At 29.0% G+C, this 22,916-nt stretch carries 23 protein-coding genes, 2 tRNA genes and 1 other RNA gene; 19 read left to right on the top strand and 7 right to left on the bottom strand.

All coding sequences use genetic code 11. The features are described 5' to 3' along the window. Positions 1–322 precede the first annotated feature (322 nt). Both I4V63_RS13915 and I4V63_RS13920 read left to right on the top strand, forming a co-directional pair. Positions 323–1,201 carry a polysaccharide deacetylase family protein gene (locus I4V63_RS13915; RefSeq protein WP_196001840.1) on the top strand — a complete coding sequence of 293 codons (879 nt, stop codon included), beginning with the start codon at positions 323–325 and terminating at the stop codon, positions 1,199–1,201. Between the two features lie 52 nt (positions 1,202–1,253). Further along, the gene (locus I4V63_RS13920; protein WP_196001841.1) at positions 1,254–1,559 is read left to right on the top strand and encodes a hypothetical protein; all 306 of its coding nucleotides are present in this window, start codon (positions 1,254–1,256) and stop codon (positions 1,557–1,559) included. 64 nt (positions 1,560–1,623) lie between these two features. Here the strand turns inward: I4V63_RS13920 and I4V63_RS13925 are convergent, their stop codons facing one another. Both I4V63_RS13925 and I4V63_RS13930 read right to left on the bottom strand, forming a co-directional pair. Beyond that, positions 1,624–3,231, bottom strand: coding sequence for a DEAD/DEAH box helicase (locus I4V63_RS13925; protein ID WP_196001842.1), 1,608 nt, complete (start codon positions 3,229–3,231; stop codon positions 1,624–1,626). Positions 3,232–3,639: 408 nt separating this feature from the next. After that, positions 3,640–4,359, bottom strand: coding sequence for a lysophospholipid acyltransferase family protein (locus I4V63_RS13930; protein WP_196001843.1), 720 nt, complete (start codon positions 4,357–4,359; stop codon positions 3,640–3,642). A 152-nt stretch (positions 4,360–4,511) separates the two neighbouring features. Between I4V63_RS13930 and I4V63_RS13935 the strand changes: the two genes are divergently transcribed. Together I4V63_RS13935 and I4V63_RS13940 are read left to right on the top strand one after the other, a co-directional pair. Beyond that, positions 4,512–4,967: a staygreen family protein gene (locus I4V63_RS13935; RefSeq protein ID WP_196001844.1), complete on the top strand. Its 456-nt coding sequence runs from the start codon at positions 4,512–4,514 to the stop codon at positions 4,965–4,967. A 57-nt stretch (positions 4,968–5,024) separates the two neighbouring features. Continuing rightward, positions 5,025–5,099, top strand: a tRNA-Arg gene (locus tag I4V63_RS13940). Between the two features lie 49 nt (positions 5,100–5,148). Here the strand turns inward: I4V63_RS13940 and I4V63_RS13945 are convergent. Beyond that, entirely contained in the window at positions 5,149–6,042 is an 894-nt protein-coding gene (locus tag I4V63_RS13945; RefSeq protein WP_196001845.1) for a DUF368 domain-containing protein, read from the bottom strand. A 220-nt stretch (positions 6,043–6,262) separates the two neighbouring features. Between I4V63_RS13945 and I4V63_RS13950 the strand changes: the two genes are divergently transcribed. From I4V63_RS13950 to ppcA, 6 genes are all read left to right on the top strand, one after another. Next, the gene (locus I4V63_RS13950; RefSeq protein ID WP_196001846.1) at positions 6,263–7,507 is read left to right on the top strand and encodes a hemolysin family protein; all 1,245 of its coding nucleotides are present in this window, start codon (positions 6,263–6,265) and stop codon (positions 7,505–7,507) included. Between the two features lie 110 nt (positions 7,508–7,617). Beyond that, complete coding sequence (locus tag I4V63_RS13955; RefSeq protein WP_196001847.1) at positions 7,618–8,088, top strand: nucleoside deaminase; 471 nt, start codon at positions 7,618–7,620, stop codon at positions 8,086–8,088. Between the two features lie 11 nt (positions 8,089–8,099). Next, on the top strand, positions 8,100–8,873 hold the full coding sequence (gene lgt, locus I4V63_RS13960; protein ID WP_196001867.1) for a prolipoprotein diacylglyceryl transferase: 774 nt from the start codon (positions 8,100–8,102) through the stop codon (positions 8,871–8,873). Positions 8,874–9,072: 199 nt separating this feature from the next. After that, positions 9,073–9,162, top strand: a tRNA-Ser gene (locus I4V63_RS13965). 3 nt (positions 9,163–9,165) lie between these two features. Further along, positions 9,166–9,430: signal recognition particle sRNA large type (gene ffs, locus I4V63_RS13970), an RNA gene on the top strand. A gap of 410 nt (positions 9,431–9,840) precedes the next feature. Then, positions 9,841–11,457 carry a phosphoenolpyruvate carboxylase gene (ppcA, locus tag I4V63_RS13975; protein ID WP_196001848.1) on the top strand — a complete coding sequence of 539 codons (1,617 nt, stop codon included), beginning with the start codon at positions 9,841–9,843 and terminating at the stop codon, positions 11,455–11,457. 60 nt (positions 11,458–11,517) lie between these two features. Here ppcA and I4V63_RS13980 read toward each other — a convergent pair whose 3' ends face one another. Both I4V63_RS13980 and I4V63_RS13985 read right to left on the bottom strand, forming a co-directional pair. Next, complete coding sequence (locus tag I4V63_RS13980; RefSeq protein WP_196001849.1) at positions 11,518–12,009, bottom strand: dihydrofolate reductase; 492 nt, start codon at positions 12,007–12,009, stop codon at positions 11,518–11,520. Beyond that, the gene (locus I4V63_RS13985) at positions 12,009–12,800 is read right to left on the bottom strand and encodes a thymidylate synthase (protein WP_196001850.1); all 792 of its coding nucleotides are present in this window, start codon (positions 12,798–12,800) and stop codon (positions 12,009–12,011) included. Before I4V63_RS13985 ends, I4V63_RS13980 begins: the two co-directional genes overlap by 1 nt. 507 nt (positions 12,801–13,307) lie before the next feature. Here I4V63_RS13985 and dnaX point away from each other — a divergent pair. The 3 genes from dnaX to recR all read left to right on the top strand — a co-directional run bounded on the left by dnaX (position 13,308) and on the right by recR (position 16,021). Next, positions 13,308–14,936, top strand: a complete 1,629-nt coding sequence (gene dnaX / locus I4V63_RS13990; RefSeq protein WP_196001851.1) for a DNA polymerase III subunit gamma/tau — start codon at positions 13,308–13,310, stop codon at positions 14,934–14,936. Positions 14,937–15,025: 89 nt separating this feature from the next. Beyond that, the gene (locus tag I4V63_RS13995) at positions 15,026–15,370 is read left to right on the top strand and encodes a YbaB/EbfC family nucleoid-associated protein (RefSeq protein ID WP_196001852.1); all 345 of its coding nucleotides are present in this window, start codon (positions 15,026–15,028) and stop codon (positions 15,368–15,370) included. Positions 15,371–15,424: 54 nt separating this feature from the next. Then, positions 15,425–16,021: a recombination mediator RecR gene (gene recR, locus I4V63_RS14000; protein WP_196001853.1), complete on the top strand. Its 597-nt coding sequence runs from the start codon at positions 15,425–15,427 to the stop codon at positions 16,019–16,021. 119 nt (positions 16,022–16,140) lie between these two features. Here the strand turns inward: recR and I4V63_RS14005 are convergent, their stop codons facing one another. Beyond that, positions 16,141–16,989, bottom strand: a complete 849-nt coding sequence (locus I4V63_RS14005) for a DegV family protein (RefSeq protein WP_196001854.1) — start codon at positions 16,987–16,989, stop codon at positions 16,141–16,143. A gap of 177 nt (positions 16,990–17,166) precedes the next feature. On the opposite strand from I4V63_RS14005, the gene I4V63_RS14010 reads away from it, so the two are divergent. The 6 genes from I4V63_RS14010 to serC all read left to right on the top strand — a co-directional run bounded on the left by I4V63_RS14010 (position 17,167) and on the right by serC (position 22,059). Beyond that, positions 17,167–17,448 (top strand): DUF2508 family protein, encoded by a 282-nt coding sequence (locus tag I4V63_RS14010; RefSeq protein ID WP_196001855.1) that lies wholly within the window; start codon positions 17,167–17,169, stop codon positions 17,446–17,448. Positions 17,449–17,527: 79 nt separating this feature from the next. After that, complete coding sequence (locus I4V63_RS14015; protein WP_042397423.1) at positions 17,528–17,776, top strand: pro-sigmaK processing inhibitor BofA family protein; 249 nt, start codon at positions 17,528–17,530, stop codon at positions 17,774–17,776. Positions 17,777–18,161: 385 nt separating this feature from the next. Continuing rightward, positions 18,162–18,350 carry a hypothetical protein gene (locus I4V63_RS14020; protein ID WP_196001856.1) on the top strand — a complete coding sequence of 63 codons (189 nt, stop codon included), beginning with the start codon at positions 18,162–18,164 and terminating at the stop codon, positions 18,348–18,350. Between the two features lie 258 nt (positions 18,351–18,608). Beyond that, the gene (locus tag I4V63_RS14025; RefSeq protein WP_196001857.1) at positions 18,609–19,556 is read left to right on the top strand and encodes a D-2-hydroxyacid dehydrogenase; all 948 of its coding nucleotides are present in this window, start codon (positions 18,609–18,611) and stop codon (positions 19,554–19,556) included. 91 nt (positions 19,557–19,647) lie between these two features. Further along, positions 19,648–20,904 (top strand): DUF1015 family protein, encoded by a 1,257-nt coding sequence (locus I4V63_RS14030; RefSeq protein ID WP_196001858.1) that lies wholly within the window; start codon positions 19,648–19,650, stop codon positions 20,902–20,904. Positions 20,905–20,976: 72 nt separating this feature from the next. After that, positions 20,977–22,059: a 3-phosphoserine/phosphohydroxythreonine transaminase gene (gene serC, locus I4V63_RS14035; RefSeq protein WP_196001859.1), complete on the top strand. Its 1,083-nt coding sequence runs from the start codon at positions 20,977–20,979 to the stop codon at positions 22,057–22,059. A 48-nt stretch (positions 22,060–22,107) separates the two neighbouring features. Here serC and I4V63_RS14040 read toward each other — a convergent pair whose 3' ends face one another. Then, positions 22,108–22,803 carry a 5'-methylthioadenosine/adenosylhomocysteine nucleosidase gene (locus I4V63_RS14040; protein WP_196001860.1) on the bottom strand — a complete coding sequence of 232 codons (696 nt, stop codon included), beginning with the start codon at positions 22,801–22,803 and terminating at the stop codon, positions 22,108–22,110. Positions 22,804–22,916 lie beyond the last annotated feature (113 nt).

Below are 22,916 nucleotides of genomic sequence, written 5' to 3' on the forward strand. Positions count from 1 at the left end.
GAATAGATGCTAAAAAAATGAAAAATAAAAATAATTTTTTAATATAATAAAAAATGAAAAAAATATATAATAATATGATATAAAATTAGGGGTAAAAAACAAAAAATATGAAATTTAAACCTCTATTGTGTAAAAAATAGTAAAATAAAATTATGACGAAAATATAAGAGTGGCTTAGAAAAATTAATAATATTATCAATAAAAATGAAACATTAATAAAAAATAATTTCAAAATTGAATTTGTATAATTTATTTACAAAATTAAACATTTAAGTTAGAATTACATAAGTGAAAAAATAAATAGATAAAAGAGGAATGTGAAATGAAAAAAAGATTTATAGCAATTACATTTTTATTGTTGATAACTTTTGGAATGATAGCCTGTGGAAAAAATGAAATTTTAAAAGAAGAAAATATAAATGAAACAAATCAAGAGGAAGTAACAGAAAATCAAGAACAGCAAGAAGATACGAGTGAAATTACTAGCGAAGAAGAGCAGAATATGCCAGAGGTTGAGTATATAAACATAGCACCAGAGGAAGTAAGAATACCAATTCTTATGTATCATTCAATAAGTGATGAAGATCCGAGTAATAACTTATTAGTTCCGCCTGCAATGTTTGAGGAACAAATGGCATGGCTTGAAGCTAATAATTTTACTGCAATGAATTTAGATGAGGCTTTAGAAGCTATGGAGACTGGAAAAGTACCTAAGAGACCTGTTGTTATAACATTTGATGATGGATATGCAAATAATTATAGCAGTGCTTTTCCATCATTAAAAAATCATAATTTAAAAGCTACTTTTTTCATAATTACTGATGGAGTAGACAATGGTTATTATATGTCATCAGATAATTTAAAAGAGATGCAAGCTGCAGGGATGTCTATAGAAAATCATACAGCAAATCACTTAGAATTAAATGGATTATCAAAAGAAGATGCATATGATTCAATTAAAAGAGCACAAGACTACTTAAGAAATGTAATTGGTTCAGATGGGAATTATCTTTGTTATCCGGTAGGAAAATATAATGATGAAACTATTGCTATAGAAGAAGAGCTAGGAATAAAAGCAGCAGTAACAACTCAAGGAGGAATAGCTTCAATAAATGATGGGATTCATACCTTAAAGAGAGTTAGAATATCACCAATGAGTATTGAGAGCTTTGCTTCAATATTTTCAGAGTATATTGAGTAAATATAAGCTATACTATAAATGACAATAAAAATAATACTTTGGAGGGATAGTAGTGGCAAAAATAACAAGTAAAAATAACACATTATTAAGAGATTCTAGAAATAAGGTTTCACCTAAAGTATATAATCTTTTAATGGATTTAATTAATGATGATAAGGAAGAATTAGCAGAAATTGTTTTAAAAATAGATTATTTAATAGAGTATGCCAATAGCGCAGTAAAAGCAAAAGATTATAGTGAAGCATTGGAAACTATTCAAAGAGCAGAAGAAAGAATAAAGTTAATTAAAAGAGAAGATTATGATGTAAGTCACTTAGAATACTTAATTGAAGGTGTAAAATTAAAGATTAAAAAATAAAACAATACCCTATAGATCTTATTATCTATAGGGTATTGTTTTATTTGAATATAAATTATTTTAATTATTTAGAAGATCTTCTGTTTCTGCTTCTCTTTTTGTTGTTAGTTGAAACTTCAACGTTAACTCTTCTCTTATTAATTTTTCCACCAGTACATTTTTCAAGTACTTGCATGTGAATTGCATCATCAACATTAACAAATGCGAAGTTTTCCATTATATCTATGTCTCTTATTTGAGAAGCTCCTACTTTTGCATTATCCTTAATGTAGTTAATTAAGTTTTTAATAGTTAAGCCATCTCTTCTACCAGCTGAGAAGAATAATCTAACATCATTTCCTTTAACTTTAGCTGGCGCTTCAAGTTTATCAGTTGAGTAATCAAAAGATAATTGATTTTTGAATTGGCTTTGAAGTAATGAAGCTATAACTTTAACAGAATCATGAGTTTCAGTTAATTGAGTAGCAACATCAACAAATTTAGAGTAATCTTCAGCTTCAATTATTGAAGAAAATTCTGCTGCCATTGCTTTGAACTTAGCATTGTATATTTCTTCAACTGTAGGCACTTGTCTTTTTTCAATATTACCCTTAGTAACGTTCTTAATTTGCTTAAGGAATCCAAATTCTTTAGGCGTAATTATACTATAAGCAGTTCCTTCACGACCAGCTCTACCAGTTCTACCGATTCTATGAACATATGATTCGATATCTTGAGGTAACTCATAGTTAAATACGTGAGTAACTCCATCAACATCAATTCCTCTTGCAGCAACATCAGTAGCAACTAAGAATTTTAAAGAACCATTTTTGAATTTAGCTAAAGTTTTCATTCTTTGAACTTGAGACATGTCTCCGTGCATACCTTCAACCATGTATCCTCTTGCTTGCATTGCAGCAACTAAATCATCAACACCTTTTTTAGTTCTGCAGAAGATGATACCAGCAGATGGATTATCAAGATCTATTAATCTGCAAAGAGCTTCTAATCTTTGAGATCCGTTAACTTCGAAGAAATTTTGTGTAATTGTAGATCCTGTCATTTCTTTTCTTGCTATAGCAATATGTTGAGCATCATCTTTTAAATACTTTTTAGTTAATTTCTTTATTTGAGGAGGCATTGTTGCAGAGAATAAAAGAGTTTGTCTTTCTTCTGGAATGCTCTTCATTATTTCTTCCATATCATCAATGAATCCCATGTTTAGCATTTCGTCTGCTTCGTCTAAAACTAAGAACTCTACTGAAGATAATGGTAAGTTTCCTCTTCTTATATGATCTAAAACTCTACCAGGTGTACCAACTACAATGTTAGCTCTCTTTAAATCCCTAGCTTGAAGATGAATTGGTGCACCACCGTATACAGCAACGATGTTTAATTTTTCGTACTTAGCTAATTTTACTAATTCATCGTGTACTTGTATTGCTAATTCTCTTGTTGGAGCTAGTATTATTGATCCAATAGCATTTCTTACTGTTAAATTATTTAATATAGGTAAGCCAAATGCTGCTGTTTTTCCTGTACCAGTTTGAGCTTGCCCTATAATATCAGTTCCAGAAAGCGCAACTGGAATTGCTTCGGCTTGAATTTGAGATGGTGTAGTAAAACCTAAATCATCGATAGCTTTTACTAAAGTCTCTTTTAAGCCTAAATCATTAAATGTTAAATTCGTCATATAGTATCCTCTTTTTCATGTATTTTTTATTTATTTTAAATTATTTAAATAATTATTTCTCATCAATCGACTTTATTAAGTATATAGCAAAAATATAATTAATGCACTAAGTATTTATTGTAAAATATGAAATAGTTGTTTATTTTTCGTATAATCGAGAAATGGTAATGTTTTCATTGTTGAAAATGAAAATTCCAAAAAAATATAATTGACAATTGACGAAAAATAGTTCAAAATATGCAATGGAAATAGTCATTACTTAAATTTTAAATATTGTGTTATTGTGTCATGGAGTATGTAGGAAGTTTATCTACCTATATACTCTATTTTTTTGTAATAAAATATGAAATTAATATTATATTTATATAAAAGGTCGTACAATTTTAAAATTGTACGACCTTATTTTTATTAAGATAATTTAGATGCAATTATATTTTGTACTTTTTTAGGTAATTCATCTTGTTCTTCTTTAGTTAAAGAAGTTGTTTCTATAGCAGGATGAATATATAAGTTTACAGTAGAAGGTTTAAACCAAGGACCATTACCATGTTCCATAACTTTATAAGAACCATCCATAGTAACTGGTATTATAGGGCACTTAGATTTAGTTGCTAATTTAAAGCTACCAGCTTTAAAGTCTCTCATCGGACCACCCTTACTTCTTGTTCCTTCAGGGAATATAACTAATGAATGCCCGGCTTTTAAACACTTAATTCCCCTAATTATAGCCTCGCCTGATTTTCTTAAATTACTTCTATCCATGAATATGCAATGCATGAAATTCATCCAAGTTCTAACTAGAGGAATTTTTTCTACTTCAATTTTTGAAATAAATCCGATAACTTCAGGGATTTGAGTAATATATATAGGAATATCAAAATTCCCTTGATGGTTACCTACAAATAGTACTGTCTTGTCTTTAGGAATATTTTCAACACCATGAACATTAACTTTTACTCCAGCTATTTTCATTAGTGAATTGGCCCATGTAGTAGTACATTTATATATTAATGCTTCACTTTCGGCTATTCTATTTTTTTTAATTAAATATTTAACTCTAAATGTAAATGGTATGCTTATTATTAAGCTTATAAAAAACCATATGTACCAAATTATAGTTCTAATCATAATTTTGCCACTCCTCAAATTTAAATGTTAAGTAAAGTATACTATAAAGTATATATAAAAAGTAATATTTTTGAAGTAAAAATATTAAACTAACTAGCAATAGATTCATATATTAATTTTAAAATTAGTTTATTGGGGAGTAAAAAGGGTAAATGTTTAAATTTAATCCTAAAAAATTAAAGGTGATATATAGGGATGAGATAGATAAGAATAAATTAGAGTTTCCGAGAAAGTATACATTAACACATAGTGATAGAACCGGAGATTTATTTTTAACAATAGGTAAAACTTATGATTATAAGAGTATTGATTATAATATAAGGGATGACGTGTTAGCTTTTTGGGAAAAGAGTGATAAATATTATTTAAAAGTAAAGTTAGAAGTGGATAATGGAGGCTCTATTCCAAAGATAATAATAAGAGATAAGATATTTAGAGAGGAGTTGCCAATTGCCATTAATGCTATTGTATATGGGGATAAAATGTTACTTGAAAATAATAAGGTTCTGTATAAGGCACATATAATAGTGTATTTCAAATCAAAAAACGAAAAATATAATGTTATAGAAGATTGGGGAGAAATAAAAGATTATAAATATGAGGAATAGTAAGTAGAAAAAATTGACATAAAGGAGCGAGTGTAATAAAATATAGTTATGGATCTTGCTCTCATAGTTTAATGGATAGAATAGTCCCCTCCTAAGGGATAGATACAGGTTCGATTCCTGTTGGGAGTACCATAATAAAAATCGCTAAGAAATTTAAATTTCTTAGCGATTTTTATTTATATTATTTTGATTTCTTTTCTAAAAAATCTTTTGACTTTTCTAATACTATTATTAAGGCTCCACCTATAATAAAGAATATCCAGCTGAAGCTTGAAAGGTTCATTGCTGGTTGTGGAACTTCTAAAGTAGTAGGTCCCATAAATACGGCATATAAAGAGCCAAGCATTAATCCTAATATTAAGTAAATCATAGCAGATCTATATTTACTTAATAAGAATTTAATTATTTTAATTGTACTTAAAATACCTGTAATTACACCTAGTCCAAAGATTATTAATACTGGTAAATAAGAAAAGTTAAATGATAAAACCTCTTTTATTGCAGTTATAATTCCTGTGTAAAGTCCAAATATTAATAATAAAGTTGAACCTGATATACCAGGTAGAACCATAGCAGAAATAGCAATTAATCCAGCTACAAATACAAATATACCAAGGCCAAAGCTTAAATTGCTTAATGAAAGATTCATGCCCCCATTAGAACCTGCAGGGTTAAAATAAGTAATTAGACCAACGATTAAAGCGCCGATTAAAGTAAAAATAATATTTTTATATTTACCTACTAAAGAATCTTTCTCTTGTTTAATTATTAGTGGAATTGCAACTACTATAAATCCAGTAAATAATGAACTTATACTATAGATATGCGAATCAAATATGGAAGATAGTATTAGTACAGATAAAACCATACCAGTTATCCAACCAATTCCTAACTTAATTAAAAAGAATAAAGCTTTTTTCTTATCTTCTTTGCTATCTTTTGATATTAATGAGTTTAATGAACCTATAAAATCATCATAGAACCCTAATATAAAAGCAATAGTACCACCAGAAACACCAGGTACACTATCAGCTAAGGCCATAAAAAAACCTCTGATAAAATTAATAATATACACAATATCACCTCAAAATAAATATGTTAAGTATAAAATAATACTAAAATTAAAAAAAATAATAGCATATTATTATTAAATTAATATTAAAAATTATAAAGTTTTTATTAGAATAAAATGTAAAATTTATGTTTATTTATTGGTAAATTATATCATATAGTATTAACGTATGATATAATAAATATCAAAAATATTTTATTAAATTACTAGGAGAGTGATTTTTTTGGAACCCAGTCAAGTGTGGCAGATAATAATACTTATAATTTTACTTGTATTGTCTGGATTTTTTTCAATGTCAGAAACCGCCCTTATGGCATTAAGTAAAATAAGAATTAGGCATATGGTGGAAGAGGGAGTAAAGGGAGCTAAGTTAGTTGAAAAGTTAATAGAAGACCCAAATAAGTTATTAGGAGCCATATTAATAGGTAATAACATAGTTAATATTTTAGCATCATCATTAGCGACAACTTTATTTGTAGATATGGTAGGAGCAAGTGGAGTTGGAATAGCAACTGCTGTAATGACCGTATTAGTACTTATATTTGGAGAAATAACTCCAAAGTCAATAGCAAAACAAAAATCTGAAGAAGTATCATTAAAAGTAAGTAAACCAATAAATATAATAGTTAAGATATTAAAACCTTTTATAGGAATATTTTCGTTTATATCAAGTTTATTTATAAGATTATTAGGTGGAGATCCGAAAGCTACAGAGCCATTTATAACAGAAGAAGAATTAAGAACCATGGTTGGGGTTAGTGAAGAAGAAGGTGTTCTTGAAGATGTTGAAAAAGAAATGATTTTCAATGTTTTTGATTTTGCAGATTCTCAAGCTAAGGATGTTATGGTTCAAAGGGTAGATATTGTAGCAGTAGATACTGAAGCTACTTATGAAGAAGTTTTAGAAGTTATAAAAACAGAGCAGTTTTCTAGAATACCTGTATATAATCAAACTATTGATGATATAGTTGGAGTTTTATACGTTAAGGATTTAATCATAGCAGGTCAAAACAAAGAAGGATTTAAAGTTTCTGATTATATGAGGGAACCTTATTATACATTTGAATTTAAAAAAATTAAGGAATTATTTAATGAAATGAAAAAAAGCAGAAATCATTTAAGCGTTGTTTTAGATGAATATGGTGGTACTGTTGGTATAGTAACGATAGAGGATTTAATTGAAGAGGTATTTGGTGATATAGAAGATGAATATGACGACTATAACAAAGAGATAGAAGTTGTAAAAGAAGATGAATATATAGTAGATGGAAGTGCAAAACTTGATGATATAAGTGAATTAATTGGTGTAAATATGGAATCAGAAGAATTTGATTCTGTTGGTGGATTAATTATAGGAGAGTTAGGTAGATTCCCAGATAATAAAGAGGAAGTAACTTTAAACAAAATAAGGTTTGTTGTTGAAGAAGTTGATAAGAATAGAATTAAAAAAGTAAGAATTTACACATAGTTACTAATTAAAGTAATAGGTAAGAGTTAAGAGTTTTAAATGATAAAATGAAATTTTATCAATGGCACTTAGCTCTTAAATTTTAGCCAATAAAAGGTGGAAATGACATAATGAATTATATGGATATTGCTCTAGAAGAAGCTAATAAAGCTTATTTAAAGGGGGAAGTTCCTGTAGGGGCTGTAATAGTAAAGGATAATAAAGTAATAGCTAAGGCTCATAATTTAAAAGAAACAAGGAAGTCAGTATTAGCTCATGCTGAAGTGTTAGCTATTGAAGAGGCTTGCAAGACATTAGGTGATTGGAGATTAAACGGAGCGGAGATGTATGTGACATTAGAACCTTGTTCGATGTGTGCATCTGCAATTGGGCAAGCAAGAATTTCAAAATTGTATATTGGAACATTTAACAAAGATATGGGAGCATGCGGTACAATTTTAAATATTTTAGATTATGATATCTTTAATACTTATGTAAAGGTGAATTGGTGCTATAATAAAGAATGTAGCGATTTAATAAGCAAATTCTTTTATGAGAGAAGACAAAGAAAATTAATAGAAAAAGGGGAGGATAAGAGATGAATCCAGTGGAAATGAATCCAGTAGCGTTTGAGATATTTGGCCAGCCTATAAGGTGGTATGGCATAATTATTGCAGGAGGAGTATTAGTTGCATTTTTAGTATCTTATATTCTTGCAAAGAAAAAAGGGCTAGATTTTGATATTATTACTGATGGTTTCTTATGGAGTTTTCCATTTGCAATAGTTGGAGCTAGGTTTTATTATGTGGCCTTTGAATATAAAAATTATCATTCATTTTTAGATGTAATAAATATAAGAAATGGTGGTATGGCTATTCATGGAGGTTTAATTGGTGGATTGCTTGTTGCATATATATTTACAAGAGTTAAGAAGATTAATTTCTTTGAATATATTGATGTAATAATGCCAGGAGTAATATTAGCTCAGGCAATTGGCCGATGGGGAAATTTTATGAATCAGGAAGCTCACGGCGGACCGGTTACAGAAGAATTTATAAGTAAATTCCCTGAATTTATTCAAAGAGGAATGTTGATAAATGGAACATATTATCATCCAACGTTTTTATATGAATCTATTTGGAATTTAGTTGTATTTGCATTATTAATATTTATTTTATATAAAAAGAAGCAACAACATGGTATTGTAATAGGAAGTTATATGGTACTTTATTCTTTAGGAAGATTCTTTATAGAAGGGTTAAGAACTGATAGTTTAATGTTCTTTGGATTAAGAACTGCACAAATAATAAGTTTAATAGGTATTATTTTAGGAGCAGTAATTATATTTATGGCTATAAAGGGGAATAAATATAAAAATAAAAATTAAATAGCATAAAAGCAAATAAATGCGACTCGAAGTGGTAAACTAATGTTAGTTATAAACTGTGAGTCGCATTTGCAGATTTATGATGAATTATGAAAGTAAATCTTTCTATTGAACTACAATAATATTTATGTTAGAATGAGAAAGTATCAAGATTAAGTAAAATAAAAAATATTTTAATTAATGTCTAGGTATACGATATGGAGAGATGTCCGAGTGGTTGAAGGAGCACGCCTGGAACGCGTGTATAGGGGAAACTCTATCGTGGGTTCAAATCCCACTTTCTCCGCCATAGCCGTACTAGATGGGGAGTTAGCGGTGCCCTATAACCTGCAATCCGCTATAGCAGGATTGAATTCCTCACTGAGGCTTTTAATCTTTCTGGACTGCCCTATGCAAGTGATGTTGAGGGTCGGGTCCCACGCGACGTAAGACTGTGAACCTCGTCAGGTTCGGAAGAAAGCAGCGATAAGCAGCCCCTGCGTGTGACGTGGATCAATCTTACCTGAGTTAACTACATAGGTAACGCTTAGAGGTTACTGTCAAAGTGAGGTGTACGGTTTTAAATTATCCTTTCTTGCTAGAAAGAAAGGCTTTTTTAATGTTTATAAACAATTTTAATTATCGTGAAAATTAATTATGAAAAATGATATTTCATTTTTCGTTCAAATTTATTATTAAATTACGGTTACTCTTCAATAGGATTAACAATATAGGACAAAAAACAATAGGACAGAAAAATAGGGAAATTCTTTGTGGGATATCCCTATTTTTCTGTCCTTTTTTAAATTTAGAAAGGAAAATATTAAAAAGATATTTATTTAAGTTGACTAAATGATAATATAAGGATATTAAATGCAAGTTAAAAGTATTAAAAATTGCATTTTTTAAATAAAACTCTTGTAAAATCATATAAAAATGAAATATAATAAAAATATGAAATTCAAAAAGATTTAAGGGGGCTATTTAAATGAGAAAATTTCCGACTTCGATGATGACACAACATCCTGATAATGTAGAACAATACATATCAATTCAACATGAACCAGAAGAGGCAATACAAGGATTAACACCTCAAGAGCAAGGCGGTCTTGGAATAGACGAAATAATGATAGATTTTGAAGGTAAATTAACACCTTATCATCAAACATCACAAATTGCATTAGGTTTAATTGGTAAAGATATAATTCCAGGTGAAAATGTAAGAATAACACCTAGAATACCAAATGCAAATAAGGAGTCAGTATTTAGACAATTAATGAGTATAATGTCTATAGTTGAAACTAATGCACAGGCTTATCAACTTACAAGAGTACAAGCTATAAGAGAAGTAGTTGTGCCAATGGTAGAGACAGGGCAAGAGATAGCTGAATTTCAAGATAGAGTAAATTCTGTTATTGAATTAGGAAATAAAAATTATCCTGTGAAATTTGAAGAAAACAGTGTAAGAATAATTCCCTTAGTTGAAGATGTTCCTGCATTAGTTGATGTTGATAAAATATTAAATGATTTCTACGAGATTTCAAAGGAAAAGGGATTTAATATAGATTACTTAAGATTTATGATAGCACGTTCAGATACAGCAATGTCTTATGGCTTAATATCTGGAGTACTTTCAGTTGTAATGGCTATTGATAAGGCATATAAGTGGGGAGATGAACATGGGGTAGAGGTTGCACCTATATTAGGATGCGGATCATTACCATTTAGAGGTCATTTTACTGGTGAAAATGTAGATAAGATATTAGAAACTTATGCGGGAGTAAGGACTTTCACTTTCCAATCTGCATTAAGATATGATCATGGAGCTGATGAAACTAAAAAGGCTGCAAGAGAATTAAGAGAAAAGATGGATATGTATAAACCAAGAAGATTCTCTAAGGAAGATATAGCACTTATGAAGGAATTCATAGGAATATTATCAAAACACTATTTAACAACATTCTTAAAGGTAATAAATACAGTTTCATTTGTATCTGACTTTATTCCAAAGAATAGAGATAGATTAACTAAGGCTAAAACAGGATTAGAATATAATAGGGAAGTAGCTAATCTCGATAATATAGCCAATTTAGTAAGTAATGAAGAACTTAAAAAAGAAATATTAAGTATTGATAATTCTACTGAATATGCAGTTCCTAGAGCTATTTCATTTACAGGAGCTATGTATACATTAGGTATGCCACCAGAGCTTTTAGGAATGGGTAGAGGGCTTAAAGAAATTAAAGATAAGTTTGGACAAGAAGGTATAGATAAATTAATAGAATTCTATCCTATGTTAAGAGAAGATTTAGGATTTGCAGCAAGATTTGCTAATGCAGGTGTTAGTAAAAAGATAATAGATGAATCTGCAAGACAAGAATATAAAGAAGATATGAAGTATGTAAATGAGATATTAGATTTAGGATTAGATTATGAGTTTATGAATGATAATGAATTCTATCATACACTATTAAAAACAACTAGACCAATAATAATGCATTTAATTGGATTAGAGGATGATATAATCCAAAGCAAAACTGAAGAGTTAAAGATTCTTAATGAATGGATTATAAGAATGGGTAAAGTAAGAGGAAGTATTGGATAAAATTAATATTTAAAATAAAAAAGTCGGTTTTACCGACTTTTTTATTTTAGTTGAAGTATTTTATTTTCTTATTAAATCAATAAACTGATATTTTAAGCCACTTTTTTCACATGTATAAATCTCTGACTCAAATTCAATACTAAATTCATTAAAATTTATTTGTGGAAAAGTAGTATCTCCGTGGAATGACTTATTAACTTTTGTTAAAAATATTTTATCCACAGTGTGGATAACTTGTTTATAAATATCGCCTCCACCTATAATAAATGCGTGTTTAGATGAATTTTTATACATGTTGATAACTTGTGAAAAATTGTGGATAACTTCTACGTTAGGGTTATTAACAGTATAATTTTCATCCCTTGTAATGACTAAATGTTTTCTGTTAGGTAAAACACCTGGTAATGATTCGAAAGTTTTTCTACCCATTATTATTGTGTTTCCAGATGTAATTGCTTTAAATCTTTTTAAGTCTTCTGGTATATGCCATAAAAGCTTATTATCTCCGCCTATAACATTATTTTCGGCAACAGCTACTATAATAGATAGCATTAAACAGATACCTCCATTTTTATTGCAGGATGATATTTATAATCTATAAGTTTTATATCATCTGCTGTGAAATCGTAGAAGTTAGTTATTTCTGGATTAATCCAAAGCTTTGGAGCTTCATACTCGTCATTAGCTCTAGTTAATTGAAGTTTCATTCCTTCTACTTGGTTTTCGTATATATGTGCATTATTAATTACATGAGTAAATAAACCTGGTTTAAGTCCAGTTACTTGTGCAATTAAATGAACTAATACAGCATATTGTGATGTATTAAATGGTACACCTAATGGTATGTCTCCTGAACGTTGGATAAGCATACAATTTAGTTTACCATCTGTTACGTCCCACATAGTCATGAAGCAACATGGTTGTAGAGTCATATGGGGTAGGTCTTCTATATTCCACATAGTCATAAGCATTCTTCTATCCTGAGGATTAGTCTTTAATGTTTCAATAAGCTTATCAATTTGATGGAATTTAGCTATTTGATAACCATAGCCACGACCAATAGTATTATTTTCATCAACCCATTCATCCCAAATGCGGACATTTTGTTCTTGTAACTTAGTTACATCATTAGATTGATCCTTATAGATCCATAGCATTTCTTTTACAGCCGTTTTAAATGCAACAAATTTAGTTGTTAGAATAGGAAATTCTTTTTCTAAATTAAATTGCATTACTTGATGTGGAAGCTTATAAGTCGGCATACCAGTTCTATTATTGTCGTAATAGCCATTATTTAAAATATCTTCAACTATATTTAAGTACTTTTTGTCATATAAACTCATATAAATACCTCCTAAATATATAATTACTATTTTACTATAATGAATAGATATAAAACAGAGGGAGAATAAAAAAATAATAAGTCGATGAAAGTAGCTATTTGTCTAAAAGTTAAAAATATAACAAATAAATGTAAATAAAATACATATAAATGTTAAAAAAATAACAATAAAAAATAACGACAAAAAGATACAAAATGTAGATGAAGGAAATAATATGCATAAACAAATAATAATTATGCAATATTTAAAATTAAGTGTCCTTCGTATAAATACACGAAAGAGTTATAAATTAAATGTAAAACTTTAGAAAGTGGGAAAAATCTTTAACTATTAATAGAATTTGGTTATAATAATTAAAGGAAACTCAACTTTTATGGGTGATTGATTATGGGTTGTGTAAAAACTACTAACTAAATCTGAGATTTGGAGTATTAATAAAACAAATAAACTAAATTGAAATTTATAATATAGCAATAGATAAATAAAACAAAGAAAGAGGTGATTGTAGTGGCATATACAGCTTTATATAGAGAATGGAGACCAAAGACCTTTAATGATGTGGTAGGTCAGGAACATATTACAACAACATTGAAGAATCAGATACTAAATCATAGGATTGCTCATGCCTATCTTTTTTGTGGAACAAGGGGAACAGGTAAAACTTCTACAGCAAAGGTTTTTGCAAAGGCTCTTAATTGTCTTAATTTACAAGATGGAGAACCTTGTAATGAATGTGAAATGTGTAGAAAGATAAATGAAGGTTTAGCAATAGATGTTACAGAGTTAGATGCTGCTTCAAATAATGGGGTTGATAAAATTAGAGATATTATTGATGATGTTAAATATCCACCACAAGAAGCAAGATATAAAGTTTATATAATGGACGAGGTACATATGTTATCTGCTGGTGCCGTTAATGCATTTTTAAAGACATTAGAAGAACCACCGAATAATGTTATATTTATTTTAGCAACAACAGATCCTCAAAAACTTCCTATTACTATTCTTTCAAGGTGTCAAAGATTTGATTTTAAAAGAATAAATAATAGTGAAATAACAGCAAGACTTAGAAAAATAGTAGATGATCAAAATGTTATTGCTGATGAAAGAAGCTTAAATTTAATTGCAAGAGTTTCTGATGGAGCAATGAGAGATTCATTAAGTATCTTAGATCAGGCAATTTCAATGGGAAATGGTAATGTAGATTATAACACTGTAGTTAGTATGTTAGGATTAGTTACAAATGAGCATTTATTTAATTTAACTAATGCCGTGATACAAAGAAGTGTAGAGAAATGTATAGGGATAATTGAAGATGTTATTTATTCAGGTAAGGATATATATTTATTTATAAAAGATTTAATTGCTCATTATAGAAACCTACTTATGGCTAAAGTAACTAATAATCCTGAAGAAGTACTTGATATGTCAGAAGAAAATATCGCATTAATAAAAGAACAAAGCGCTAGATTAAGAGCTGAAGAAATAATGAGATGTATAAGAATACTTCAAGAGGCAGAAAATAATGCTAAGTTAAGTAAGCAAGCAAGGTTATATTGTGAATTAGCTATAATCAAAATGTGTAAAATAGAATATGATACATCTAGTGAAGTTATGTTAACAAGATTAAATAAGCTAGAAGAAAGTTTAAAAAATGGAAGCATAAAAGTAGCTGCAGTAGCAACAGGAGATAATAATATTAATACGGTAAAGAATAGTATTAACAATGTAGAAAATAGAAAACCTGTTCAAACTAAAACTAGTACAGAAACTTTAAGTGGAAATTCTAATTCTAAAATTACAATAAATGATGTACAAAAAGCTTGGAGAGACATATTAGAAGGATTTAAAGCTAGGAGAGAAATGATAATAAGTTCTTTAATTATGATAGGAAAGCCTGTAGAATGCTCTAATGGGATAATTACTATTCAATTTGATAGTGAAAATGAATTTGCTAAAAATAGATTAAGTGATTCTAAAAATAGAAATATTATAAATGAAGTTTTTAGTGAAATATTTAGAGAAAATGTTAAGGTGAATTTTGTAGTTGAAGAAGCTAATAAAGGTAGTAAAAGCACAGAGGATATTTTAAGAGAAAAAATTGGTGATGATTTTATTGACTTCATAGATGAATAAATATTATAGCATCACTTTATTCTAGTAAATATTAAAAAAATACTATATAATAAAAAAATAGATTTTATTTGTTTTAAGGAGGATATTTTATGGCAAGAGGTGGATTCCCTGGAGGTTTTGGGGGAGGAAATATAAATAACTTAATGAAGCAAGCGCAAAAGCTTCAAAAGGATATGGAACAAGCACAAAAGGAACTTGAAACTAAAGAGTTCGAAGCTTCAGTTGGTGGCGGTGCTGTTGTAGTAAAAGTAAATGGTAAAAAAGAAGTTTTAGCTATAAATATAAAAGAAGAAGTTGTAGATCCAGATGATGTTGAAATGTTAGAAGATTTAGTGCTAAGTGCAGTTAATGAAGCATTAAAGAAAGCAGACGAAGAAACTTCAAATAAAATGGGTAAATTAACTGGCGGATTAAATATACCAGGAATGTTTTAATTGATAATGGGCTGTTGAAAAACAGCCTTTTATTAATGGAAAAGGAGTGTAATTATGGATTTTTATCCGGTTGCTATAGAGAAATTAATTGAGGAATTTGCAAAATTGCCAAGCATTGGTCAAAAGACAGCGCAAAGACTTACACTGCATATCTTAAACTTACCAGAAGATGAAGTTAAAGAATTTGCTACAGCTTTAGTAAAGGCAAGAGGCACTATTAAGTATTGTTCGGTATGTGGAAACTTTACTGATAAAGACCCTTGTGCAATATGCGGAAATCCTAATAGAGATAAAAATGTAATTTGCGTTGTAGAACAACCAAAAGATATAATGACTATGGAAAAGGTTAAAGAGTTTAATGGAGTATATCATGTACTTCATGGAAATCTTTCTCCTATGCAAGGAAGAGGCCCTCAAGATATAAAGATAAGAGAGCTTGTTGCAAGAATGAGTGCAGATATTAAAGAAGTAATAATTGCCACTAACCCTAATGTAGAGGGAGAAGCAACGGCAATGTATATATCCAGAATACTTAAACCATTAGAAGTAAAGGTAACTAGAATTGCTTCAGGACTTCCTGTTGGTGGAGACTTAGAATATGCTGATGAAGTAACACTTTCTAAAGCACTTGAAGGAAGAAAAGAAATTTAATAAGTGACAAGGTTAGAGAGTGATAAGTTACAAGTTAATGAATAAAGTCAGCTTAGGCTGACTTTAAAATTTATATTAGAAACTCCCTAAGGAAATTTCTATCTTAACTTGTTACTCTCTTAGTAGTGATATGCAACACCAATGCTACCTGGACCAACATGTAATCCAATTATAGGACCTATTGATTGAATTTTAATATTAGTCATACCTAATTTATCTTGTAGTTTATTGGCTAGTTCTTGGCCTTCTGATTCACAATTTATATGATGAACTATTAAGCCCTTTATTGGCGATTTTGAATTCTGTTCCATAACTGTATCTATCATTTTATCTACAGCCTTTTTCTTAGTTCTAACCTTAGTAAATACAGTAGTTTTACCATCAGAAACCGTTAAAATAGGTCTTATTTGAAGTAATGTTCCAAATAAAGCAGCTGCACCACCTATTCTTCCACCCTTTTTTAAATAATCTAATGTATCAGGAACAAATATAAATTTACTATTTTCAATAACATTTTTAGCTATAGAAACAACTTCATCTAATGATTTGTTATCAGCAGCGGCTTTAGCAGCTTCTAATATAGCATATCCTGCTTGCATGCAATTACTTCTAGAATCTAACATTACTATATTAGCACTAGGATATTTTTCTAAAATCATTTCTTTGACTAAATTTGATGTTGAAAAAGTACCACTCATATCAGAAGATAAGAATATTCCTACTACGTCATGGCCATCTTTGACTTGAAGTTCTATTGTTTTATAAAAATCATCAATACTTGGTTGAGAAGATGTAGGAATTGATGGGGATTTAGACATTTCTTTATAAAACCAATCATTTTCCAAATCTGTTTCCCTATAACTTTTTCCATTCAATAGAACATTAAGTGAAACTATAGAAACATTATACTTATCTATATATTCTTTCGGTAAATAACATGTGCTATCAGCTATTATTCGTATACTCAAAAAAAACACCTCCAATGTAATTGACATATTTAAAGTATTATACCAAAGTATTGAAATTAAGTACAGAAAATATACTGTTAACGATATTCACCAAAATAGTATATAAGAAGCTGCGGGTTTGAATAATATAGTAAAAAGTGGATAGTATCTAAAATAAATGTTTTTAGGAGGGGCAGAATGAATATAAAAAATATTTTAAATTTTATTTTAGTACACTACAAGGATAATGATACAATTGATAATAAAATATTAAACGAAATGCATGAAGCTATTATAGAACTTGAAGTAGCAGAAGCTATGTTTAATTCAGTAAATGATCCAAAGCTTATAGAGGCAGCTATTTATAGGGAAGAGGCAGCGAAAAAAAAGGTAGACTATATATTATCAGTTGCAAAAGAGCAATATTCCAATATGAAAAAAGAAGCTGAAGTTGAAGTCAAAGAGGAGATGGAAATATAAAGAATATTGTTATATAATATGGAATAATATAATACTATATTATAGTCTTTATTTTATATTGTATAGGGGGAATCAATAGATGAACATAGAGATGGTTATATACGCTTTAGTTGGATTAGCTTTATTATATTTAATAATTAAATTATTAAAATGGCCAATAAAGTTATTAATAAATGGAATTATAGGTATAGTTTTATTATATGTTGCTAATTTTATTGGCGAATACTTAAATTTTTATATTACCATTAATCCAATAACAGCACTTATTGCTGGCTTTTTAGGAATTCCAGGAGTAATATTCTTAGTAATTTTTCAAATGTTTTTTTAAATAGAAATAGGGAATCTTCAATAGAGGAAGATTCCCTAAATTTATATAGACGGGAGTTAGAAGATTTTCTAAATTGCCGTAAGCGAAAAGCTTCTGCATAATACATAGTATTAAGGTTTATTAAAAAGTGTTACGGTTATTTAAAAAATAAATTAGGGTGTAAACACTACATCCGTTTACACCCTTTATATATAAAAAGTACATTAAAATAAATAATGTACCGTCTATAGTACTACTTTACCCATTTAACATATAAATATGTATGTAAATTGTTGTTAAATTAATTGTATAAGTATATAATTTTCTAAGATATAAATAAAAGTAAATGAATTTTATTTAATTTGTATATTAAAAAACATAGTTATAACTTAAGGGAGGTTTCACTATGCCAGCAGGAAATGGAGTAAATTGTAGGTATTGTCCTGAATTTGAGAAAGGTAGATGTGATGGAACTGATACAGGATGTTTATGTTACAAATGTCCAAGACATTTAGGTCAATGTAAATGTGTTAAATATTGTAGAGAGACAGAATCTATATTAATTTTTGATGATGAGGAAAATAGGAGCTATTAATAGTAGCTCCTATTTTTTATAAAAAATTATAATTATTATTCAAAAAAATATAATCACAAAATTAATGTAAATGAAATATTATAAAAAAATAGGAAGTAGTATTTTAAATTAAGTCAAATTGATTATGGAAGGTACAAAAAAATATTAAAAATCAAAAAAATAACAAAAAATCCTAAGGATATAGTTGTATAAGTTGTAAGAAAGTAGTAAAATATCAAAAAGCAATAAATAAAAATATAATATTTGGGGGCAAGAAAAATGATTAGAATATTAACAAACGACGGGTTGCAACAAGGGGCAGTTGACAAGTTAGTTTCAATGGGGTTTGAAGTTGTTAATACTCACTATGATAAGGATGTATTAGGTGAAACTTTAAAACAATTTGATGTGTTGGTAATAAGATCTGCAACTAAAGTAACAGCAGATATACTTGATGCTGAAGATGGTGGAAAGCTTAAATTGATCATTAGAGCTGGTGTTGGTATCGATAATATTGATGTTAACTATGCTAAAGAAAAAGGAATAGTAGTTAAAAATACACCAAATGCAAGTTCAGATTCAGTTGCTGAGTTGGTTATTGGACATATGTTTGCAATAGCTAGATTTTTAGGGGTATCAAATTACACTATGAGAAATGGACAATGGAATAAGAAAAAATACGAGGGAATTGAGTTATCAGGTAAAACTCTTGGAATTATAGGAATGGGTAGAATAGGTAGAGCATTAGCTAATAAGGCTACTGCATTGGGGATGAATGTTGTTTATAATGATTTGTTTGGAAAACAAGATAATCTTTCTTATGATTTTCTAGAGTTTAATGAATTATTAAATAAATCTGATTTTATTTCATTACATGTGCCTTATGACAAAAATAAGGGTTCTGTAATAGGAGCAAAAGAAATTGAAGAAATGAAGGATGGGGTATATTTAATTAATTGTGCTAGAGGTAAGGTCGTTGATGAAAAGGCGTTATTAGATGCATTAAATACCGGAAAGATAGCTGGAGCAGGAATTGATGTTTTTGAAGAAGAACCAACAAAGAATGATGAATTAGTAAACCATCCTAATGTCAGTGTTACACCACATATTGGTGCAGCAACAAAGGAAGCTCAAAATAGAATTGGTGAAGAGGTAGTAACAACAATAGTCAATTACTTTGATGGTGAGGTTTCTCCTATTACAGCTAAATCTATAGAATCTATATAGTTTAAATAGAATATATTAAATATATGTAGTAGATATATGTAGTAGATATATGTAGTAGATATATAAGAGGTAAGTTTAAGGAGGATAACCAATGGCAATTATAAAACCATTTAAAGCATATAGACCAGTAAAGGAATTGGCTTCAAAAATTGCAGCATTACCTTATGATGTAATGAATACTGAAGAGGCTTGCGAAATGGTAGAGGGAAATGAATATTCTTTTTTACACGTAGATAGAGGTGAAATTAATTTCCCAGGAAAAGTTAATATATATAGTGAAGAAGTATATAAAAAATCTAGAGAAATTTTAGATGCAATGATAGAAAAGAAATACTATATACAGGATGAAAATCAATGCTTTTATATTTATAAGCAAACTATGAATGGTAAAAGTCAAGTTGGATTGGTAATGTGTGCTTCAGTAGATGATTATATAAATAATATAATAAAAAAGCATGAAAACACTAGAGCTGATAAAGAGCGTGATAGAATAAATCATGTTGATTATTGCGATGCTCATACTGGACCTATATTTTTAACTTATAGAGAAAATTATAATATTTCTAAAATAATAGATGAAAGTATGAAAAAAAGTCCAATTTATGATTTTATATCAGAAGATGGTAATGGGCATACTGTATGGGTAATTAGTGAGATAAAAAAGATAAATGAACTAACAGGTTTATTTAAAGATGTTAAATACATGTATATAGCAGATGGACATCATAGGACTAAATCTGCTGTTGAAGTATGCTTAAAAAGAAGAAAAGAAAATCCTAATTATAATGGAACTGAAGGATTTAATTATTTCTTAGCTATAGCATATCCAGATAGTGAGCTTAAAGTTTTAGATTACAATAGAACTGTAAAAGATTTAAATGGGCTTTCAAAGTCGGAATTTTTTAAGGCTGTAGAGGAGAAGTTTACAATAGAAAAGACATTAAATAATGAAAGATTTAAACCAGATAGTAAGCATACATTTGGAATGTATATTGATGAAGAGTGGTTTAAGTTAGAAGCAAAGGAAGGAACATTTGATGAAAATGATCCTACTGATAGATTAGATGTGTCTATTCTTCAAAACAATTTATTATCTCCTATATTGGGAATTGATGATCCTACTAAATCAGATAGGATTGAATTTATAGGTGGAATAAGAGGATTAAAAGAATTAGAAAAGAGAGCAAATAATGATATGAAGGTAAGCTTTGCTATGTATGCTACTACTATTGAAGATATAATGAGTATAGCTGATGCAGGAAAGATAATGCCACCTAAATCTACTTGGTTTGAGCCAAAGCCTAGAAGTGGGTTATTTATTCATAAGCTTACAGAAATTCACAAATAATAAAATATATAAATAATAAAATAAAGAGGGCTATAAAAACAAAATATAATGAAAAATTGGGGGGACATTTTTATGTCAAGAGTATATAATTTTGCTGCAGGACCAGCAGTGTTACCAGAAGAGGTTCTTAAAGAAGCAGCAAAAGAAATGTTAGATTATAAAGGTACAGGCATGTCTGTAATGGAGATGAGTCATCGATCTAAAGAATTTGAAGAAATTATTCTGGATGCAGAAAGAGATTTAAGAGATTTAATGAACATTCCGGATAATTACAAAGTATTATTCTTGCAAGGTGGAGGTTCAACACAGTTTGCAATGATTCCAATGAATCTAATGAAAAATAGAGTTGCAGATTACATTATAACTGGTCAATGGGCTAAAAAGGCAGCTGCAGAAGCTAAAAGATATGGAAAGGTAAATGAGATAGCTTCATCAGCAGATAAGATTTTTTCTTATATTCCCGATGTAAGCAAGATAGAAGTTAGCGATGATGCAGATTATGTGTATATATGCCATAACAATACAATCTATGGAACTACTTATCATGATCTTCCTAATACCAAAGGAAAAGTCTTAGTTGCCGATATGTCATCAGATATATTATCACAACCTGTTGATGTTACTAAATATGGATTAATATTTGCTGGAGTTCAAAAGAATATTGGACCAGCAGGTACAGTAATTGTAATAATACGTGAAGATTTAATTACAGAAGATGTACTTGAGGGAACACCAACAATGCTTCAATATAAGATACATGCAGACAATAAATCTTTATATAATACGCCACCTGCTTATGGAATTTATATTTGTGGAAAGGTATTTAAACATCTTAAAGAGCTAGGTGGATTAGAAACTATGAAAGTTAGGAATGAAGAAAAGGCTAAGATTCTTTATGATTATCTTGATTCAAGTGAGTTATTTAAAGGTACCGTTGTAAAAGAGGATCGATCTTTAATGAATGTTCCATTTGTAACAGGAATTAAAGAGTTAGATGCTAAGTTTGTTAAAGAAGCTAAGGAAGCTGGAATTGAAAATATTAAAGGACATAGAACTGTTGGTGGTATGAGGGCAAGTATTTATAATGCTATGCCAATTGAAGGTGTTAAATATTTAGTTGAGTTTATGAAAAAATTTGAAGCTGAAAATAAATAATAAAGTAATAAGGAGTTAAGTCTAATATAAGACTTAACTCCTTAAATTTTATTGAAGTTTATTTAGCATTGTTTTTAATATAAATGTTGAGTTCTTAACTCCAATTGGAGTGAATTTTTCAAAGTCCATATGGGCTCCGTTATTAGCATTATCAGAAATAGATCTAATAACAACAAAAGGTATATTGTTTAAGTAACAAACGTGAGCAATACTTGCTCCTTCCATTTCACAAGCTAATGCTTGGAATTCTTTTTCTAACCATTGAATTTTGTCTAATGAAGCAACAAACATATCTCCAGATACTATTCTTCCTGAGAATGTCTTGAAATCAGAAGCTTCAGCACATGCAGCTTTAGCAGTTTCAACTAATTTTTCATTACATTTAAAATCAAATGTATCCATTCTAGGAATTTGCCCCATAGGATCTCCAAAAGCAGTGGTATCCATATCGTATTGAACTAAGTTTTCAGCAATAACAACATCTCCAGGGAATATGTCTTTTCCAATTCCGCCAGCAACACCAACGTTTATTACAGAAGAAACATTATATTCAGATGCAAGTATTTGAGTGCAGACAGCAGCATTTACTTTACCAATACCACATACTACAGCAACAACGTTATGCCCCCATAACTTTCCTTTGTGAAATTTCATCTTTGCTTTTTCTTCAATAGTTTCTAATTCCATGTCTTTTAATAGAATTTCTAATTCTTCAGACATAGCACCTATTATTCCTAAAATCATATTAAACCTCCATGTATGCATATATAGTTTTACATAAAATATATTATATACTTTCAGTTAAGTATTTAATAGTATAGAAATATAAATATAGTGTAAAAACGGTTAAATTAGTC

Source organism: Clostridium sp. 1001271B_151109_B4 (assembly GCF_015670405.1).
Classification (GTDB): Bacteria; Bacillota; Clostridia; order Clostridiales; family Clostridiaceae; genus Clostridium.

Excerpts from the sequence above, each read along its gene's own strand:
- I4V63_RS13915 (WP_196001840.1), top strand. The coding sequence starts at position 323 with ATGAAAAAAAGATTTATAGCAATTACATTTTTATTGTTGATAACTTTT.
- I4V63_RS13925 (WP_196001842.1), bottom strand. The coding sequence starts at position 3,231 with ATGACGAATTTAACATTTAATGATTTAGGCTTAAAAGAGACTTTAGTA.
- I4V63_RS13930 (WP_196001843.1), bottom strand. The coding sequence starts at position 4,359 with ATGATTAGAACTATAATTTGGTACATATGGTTTTTTATAAGCTTAATA.
- I4V63_RS13935 (WP_196001844.1), top strand. The coding sequence starts at position 4,512 with ATGTTTAAATTTAATCCTAAAAAATTAAAGGTGATATATAGGGATGAG.
- I4V63_RS13955 (WP_196001847.1), top strand. The coding sequence starts at position 7,618 with ATGAATTATATGGATATTGCTCTAGAAGAAGCTAATAAAGCTTATTTA.
- lgt (WP_196001867.1), top strand. The coding sequence starts at position 8,100 with ATGAATCCAGTAGCGTTTGAGATATTTGGCCAGCCTATAAGGTGGTAT.
- ppcA (WP_196001848.1), top strand. The coding sequence starts at position 9,841 with ATGAGAAAATTTCCGACTTCGATGATGACACAACATCCTGATAATGTA.
- I4V63_RS13980 (WP_196001849.1), bottom strand. The coding sequence starts at position 12,009 with ATGCTATCTATTATAGTAGCTGTTGCCGAAAATAATGTTATAGGCGGA.
- I4V63_RS13985 (WP_196001850.1), bottom strand. The coding sequence starts at position 12,800 with ATGAGTTTATATGACAAAAAGTACTTAAATATAGTTGAAGATATTTTA.
- I4V63_RS13995 (WP_196001852.1), top strand. The coding sequence starts at position 15,026 with ATGGCAAGAGGTGGATTCCCTGGAGGTTTTGGGGGAGGAAATATAAAT.
- recR (WP_196001853.1), top strand. The coding sequence starts at position 15,425 with ATGGATTTTTATCCGGTTGCTATAGAGAAATTAATTGAGGAATTTGCA.
- I4V63_RS14010 (WP_196001855.1), top strand. The coding sequence starts at position 17,167 with ATGAATATAAAAAATATTTTAAATTTTATTTTAGTACACTACAAGGAT.
- I4V63_RS14015 (WP_042397423.1), top strand. The coding sequence starts at position 17,528 with ATGAACATAGAGATGGTTATATACGCTTTAGTTGGATTAGCTTTATTA.
- I4V63_RS14020 (WP_196001856.1), top strand. The coding sequence starts at position 18,162 with ATGCCAGCAGGAAATGGAGTAAATTGTAGGTATTGTCCTGAATTTGAG.
- I4V63_RS14025 (WP_196001857.1), top strand. The coding sequence starts at position 18,609 with ATGATTAGAATATTAACAAACGACGGGTTGCAACAAGGGGCAGTTGAC.
- I4V63_RS14030 (WP_196001858.1), top strand. The coding sequence starts at position 19,648 with ATGGCAATTATAAAACCATTTAAAGCATATAGACCAGTAAAGGAATTG.
- serC (WP_196001859.1), top strand. The coding sequence starts at position 20,977 with ATGTCAAGAGTATATAATTTTGCTGCAGGACCAGCAGTGTTACCAGAA.
- I4V63_RS14040 (WP_196001860.1), bottom strand. The coding sequence starts at position 22,803 with ATGATTTTAGGAATAATAGGTGCTATGTCTGAAGAATTAGAAATTCTA.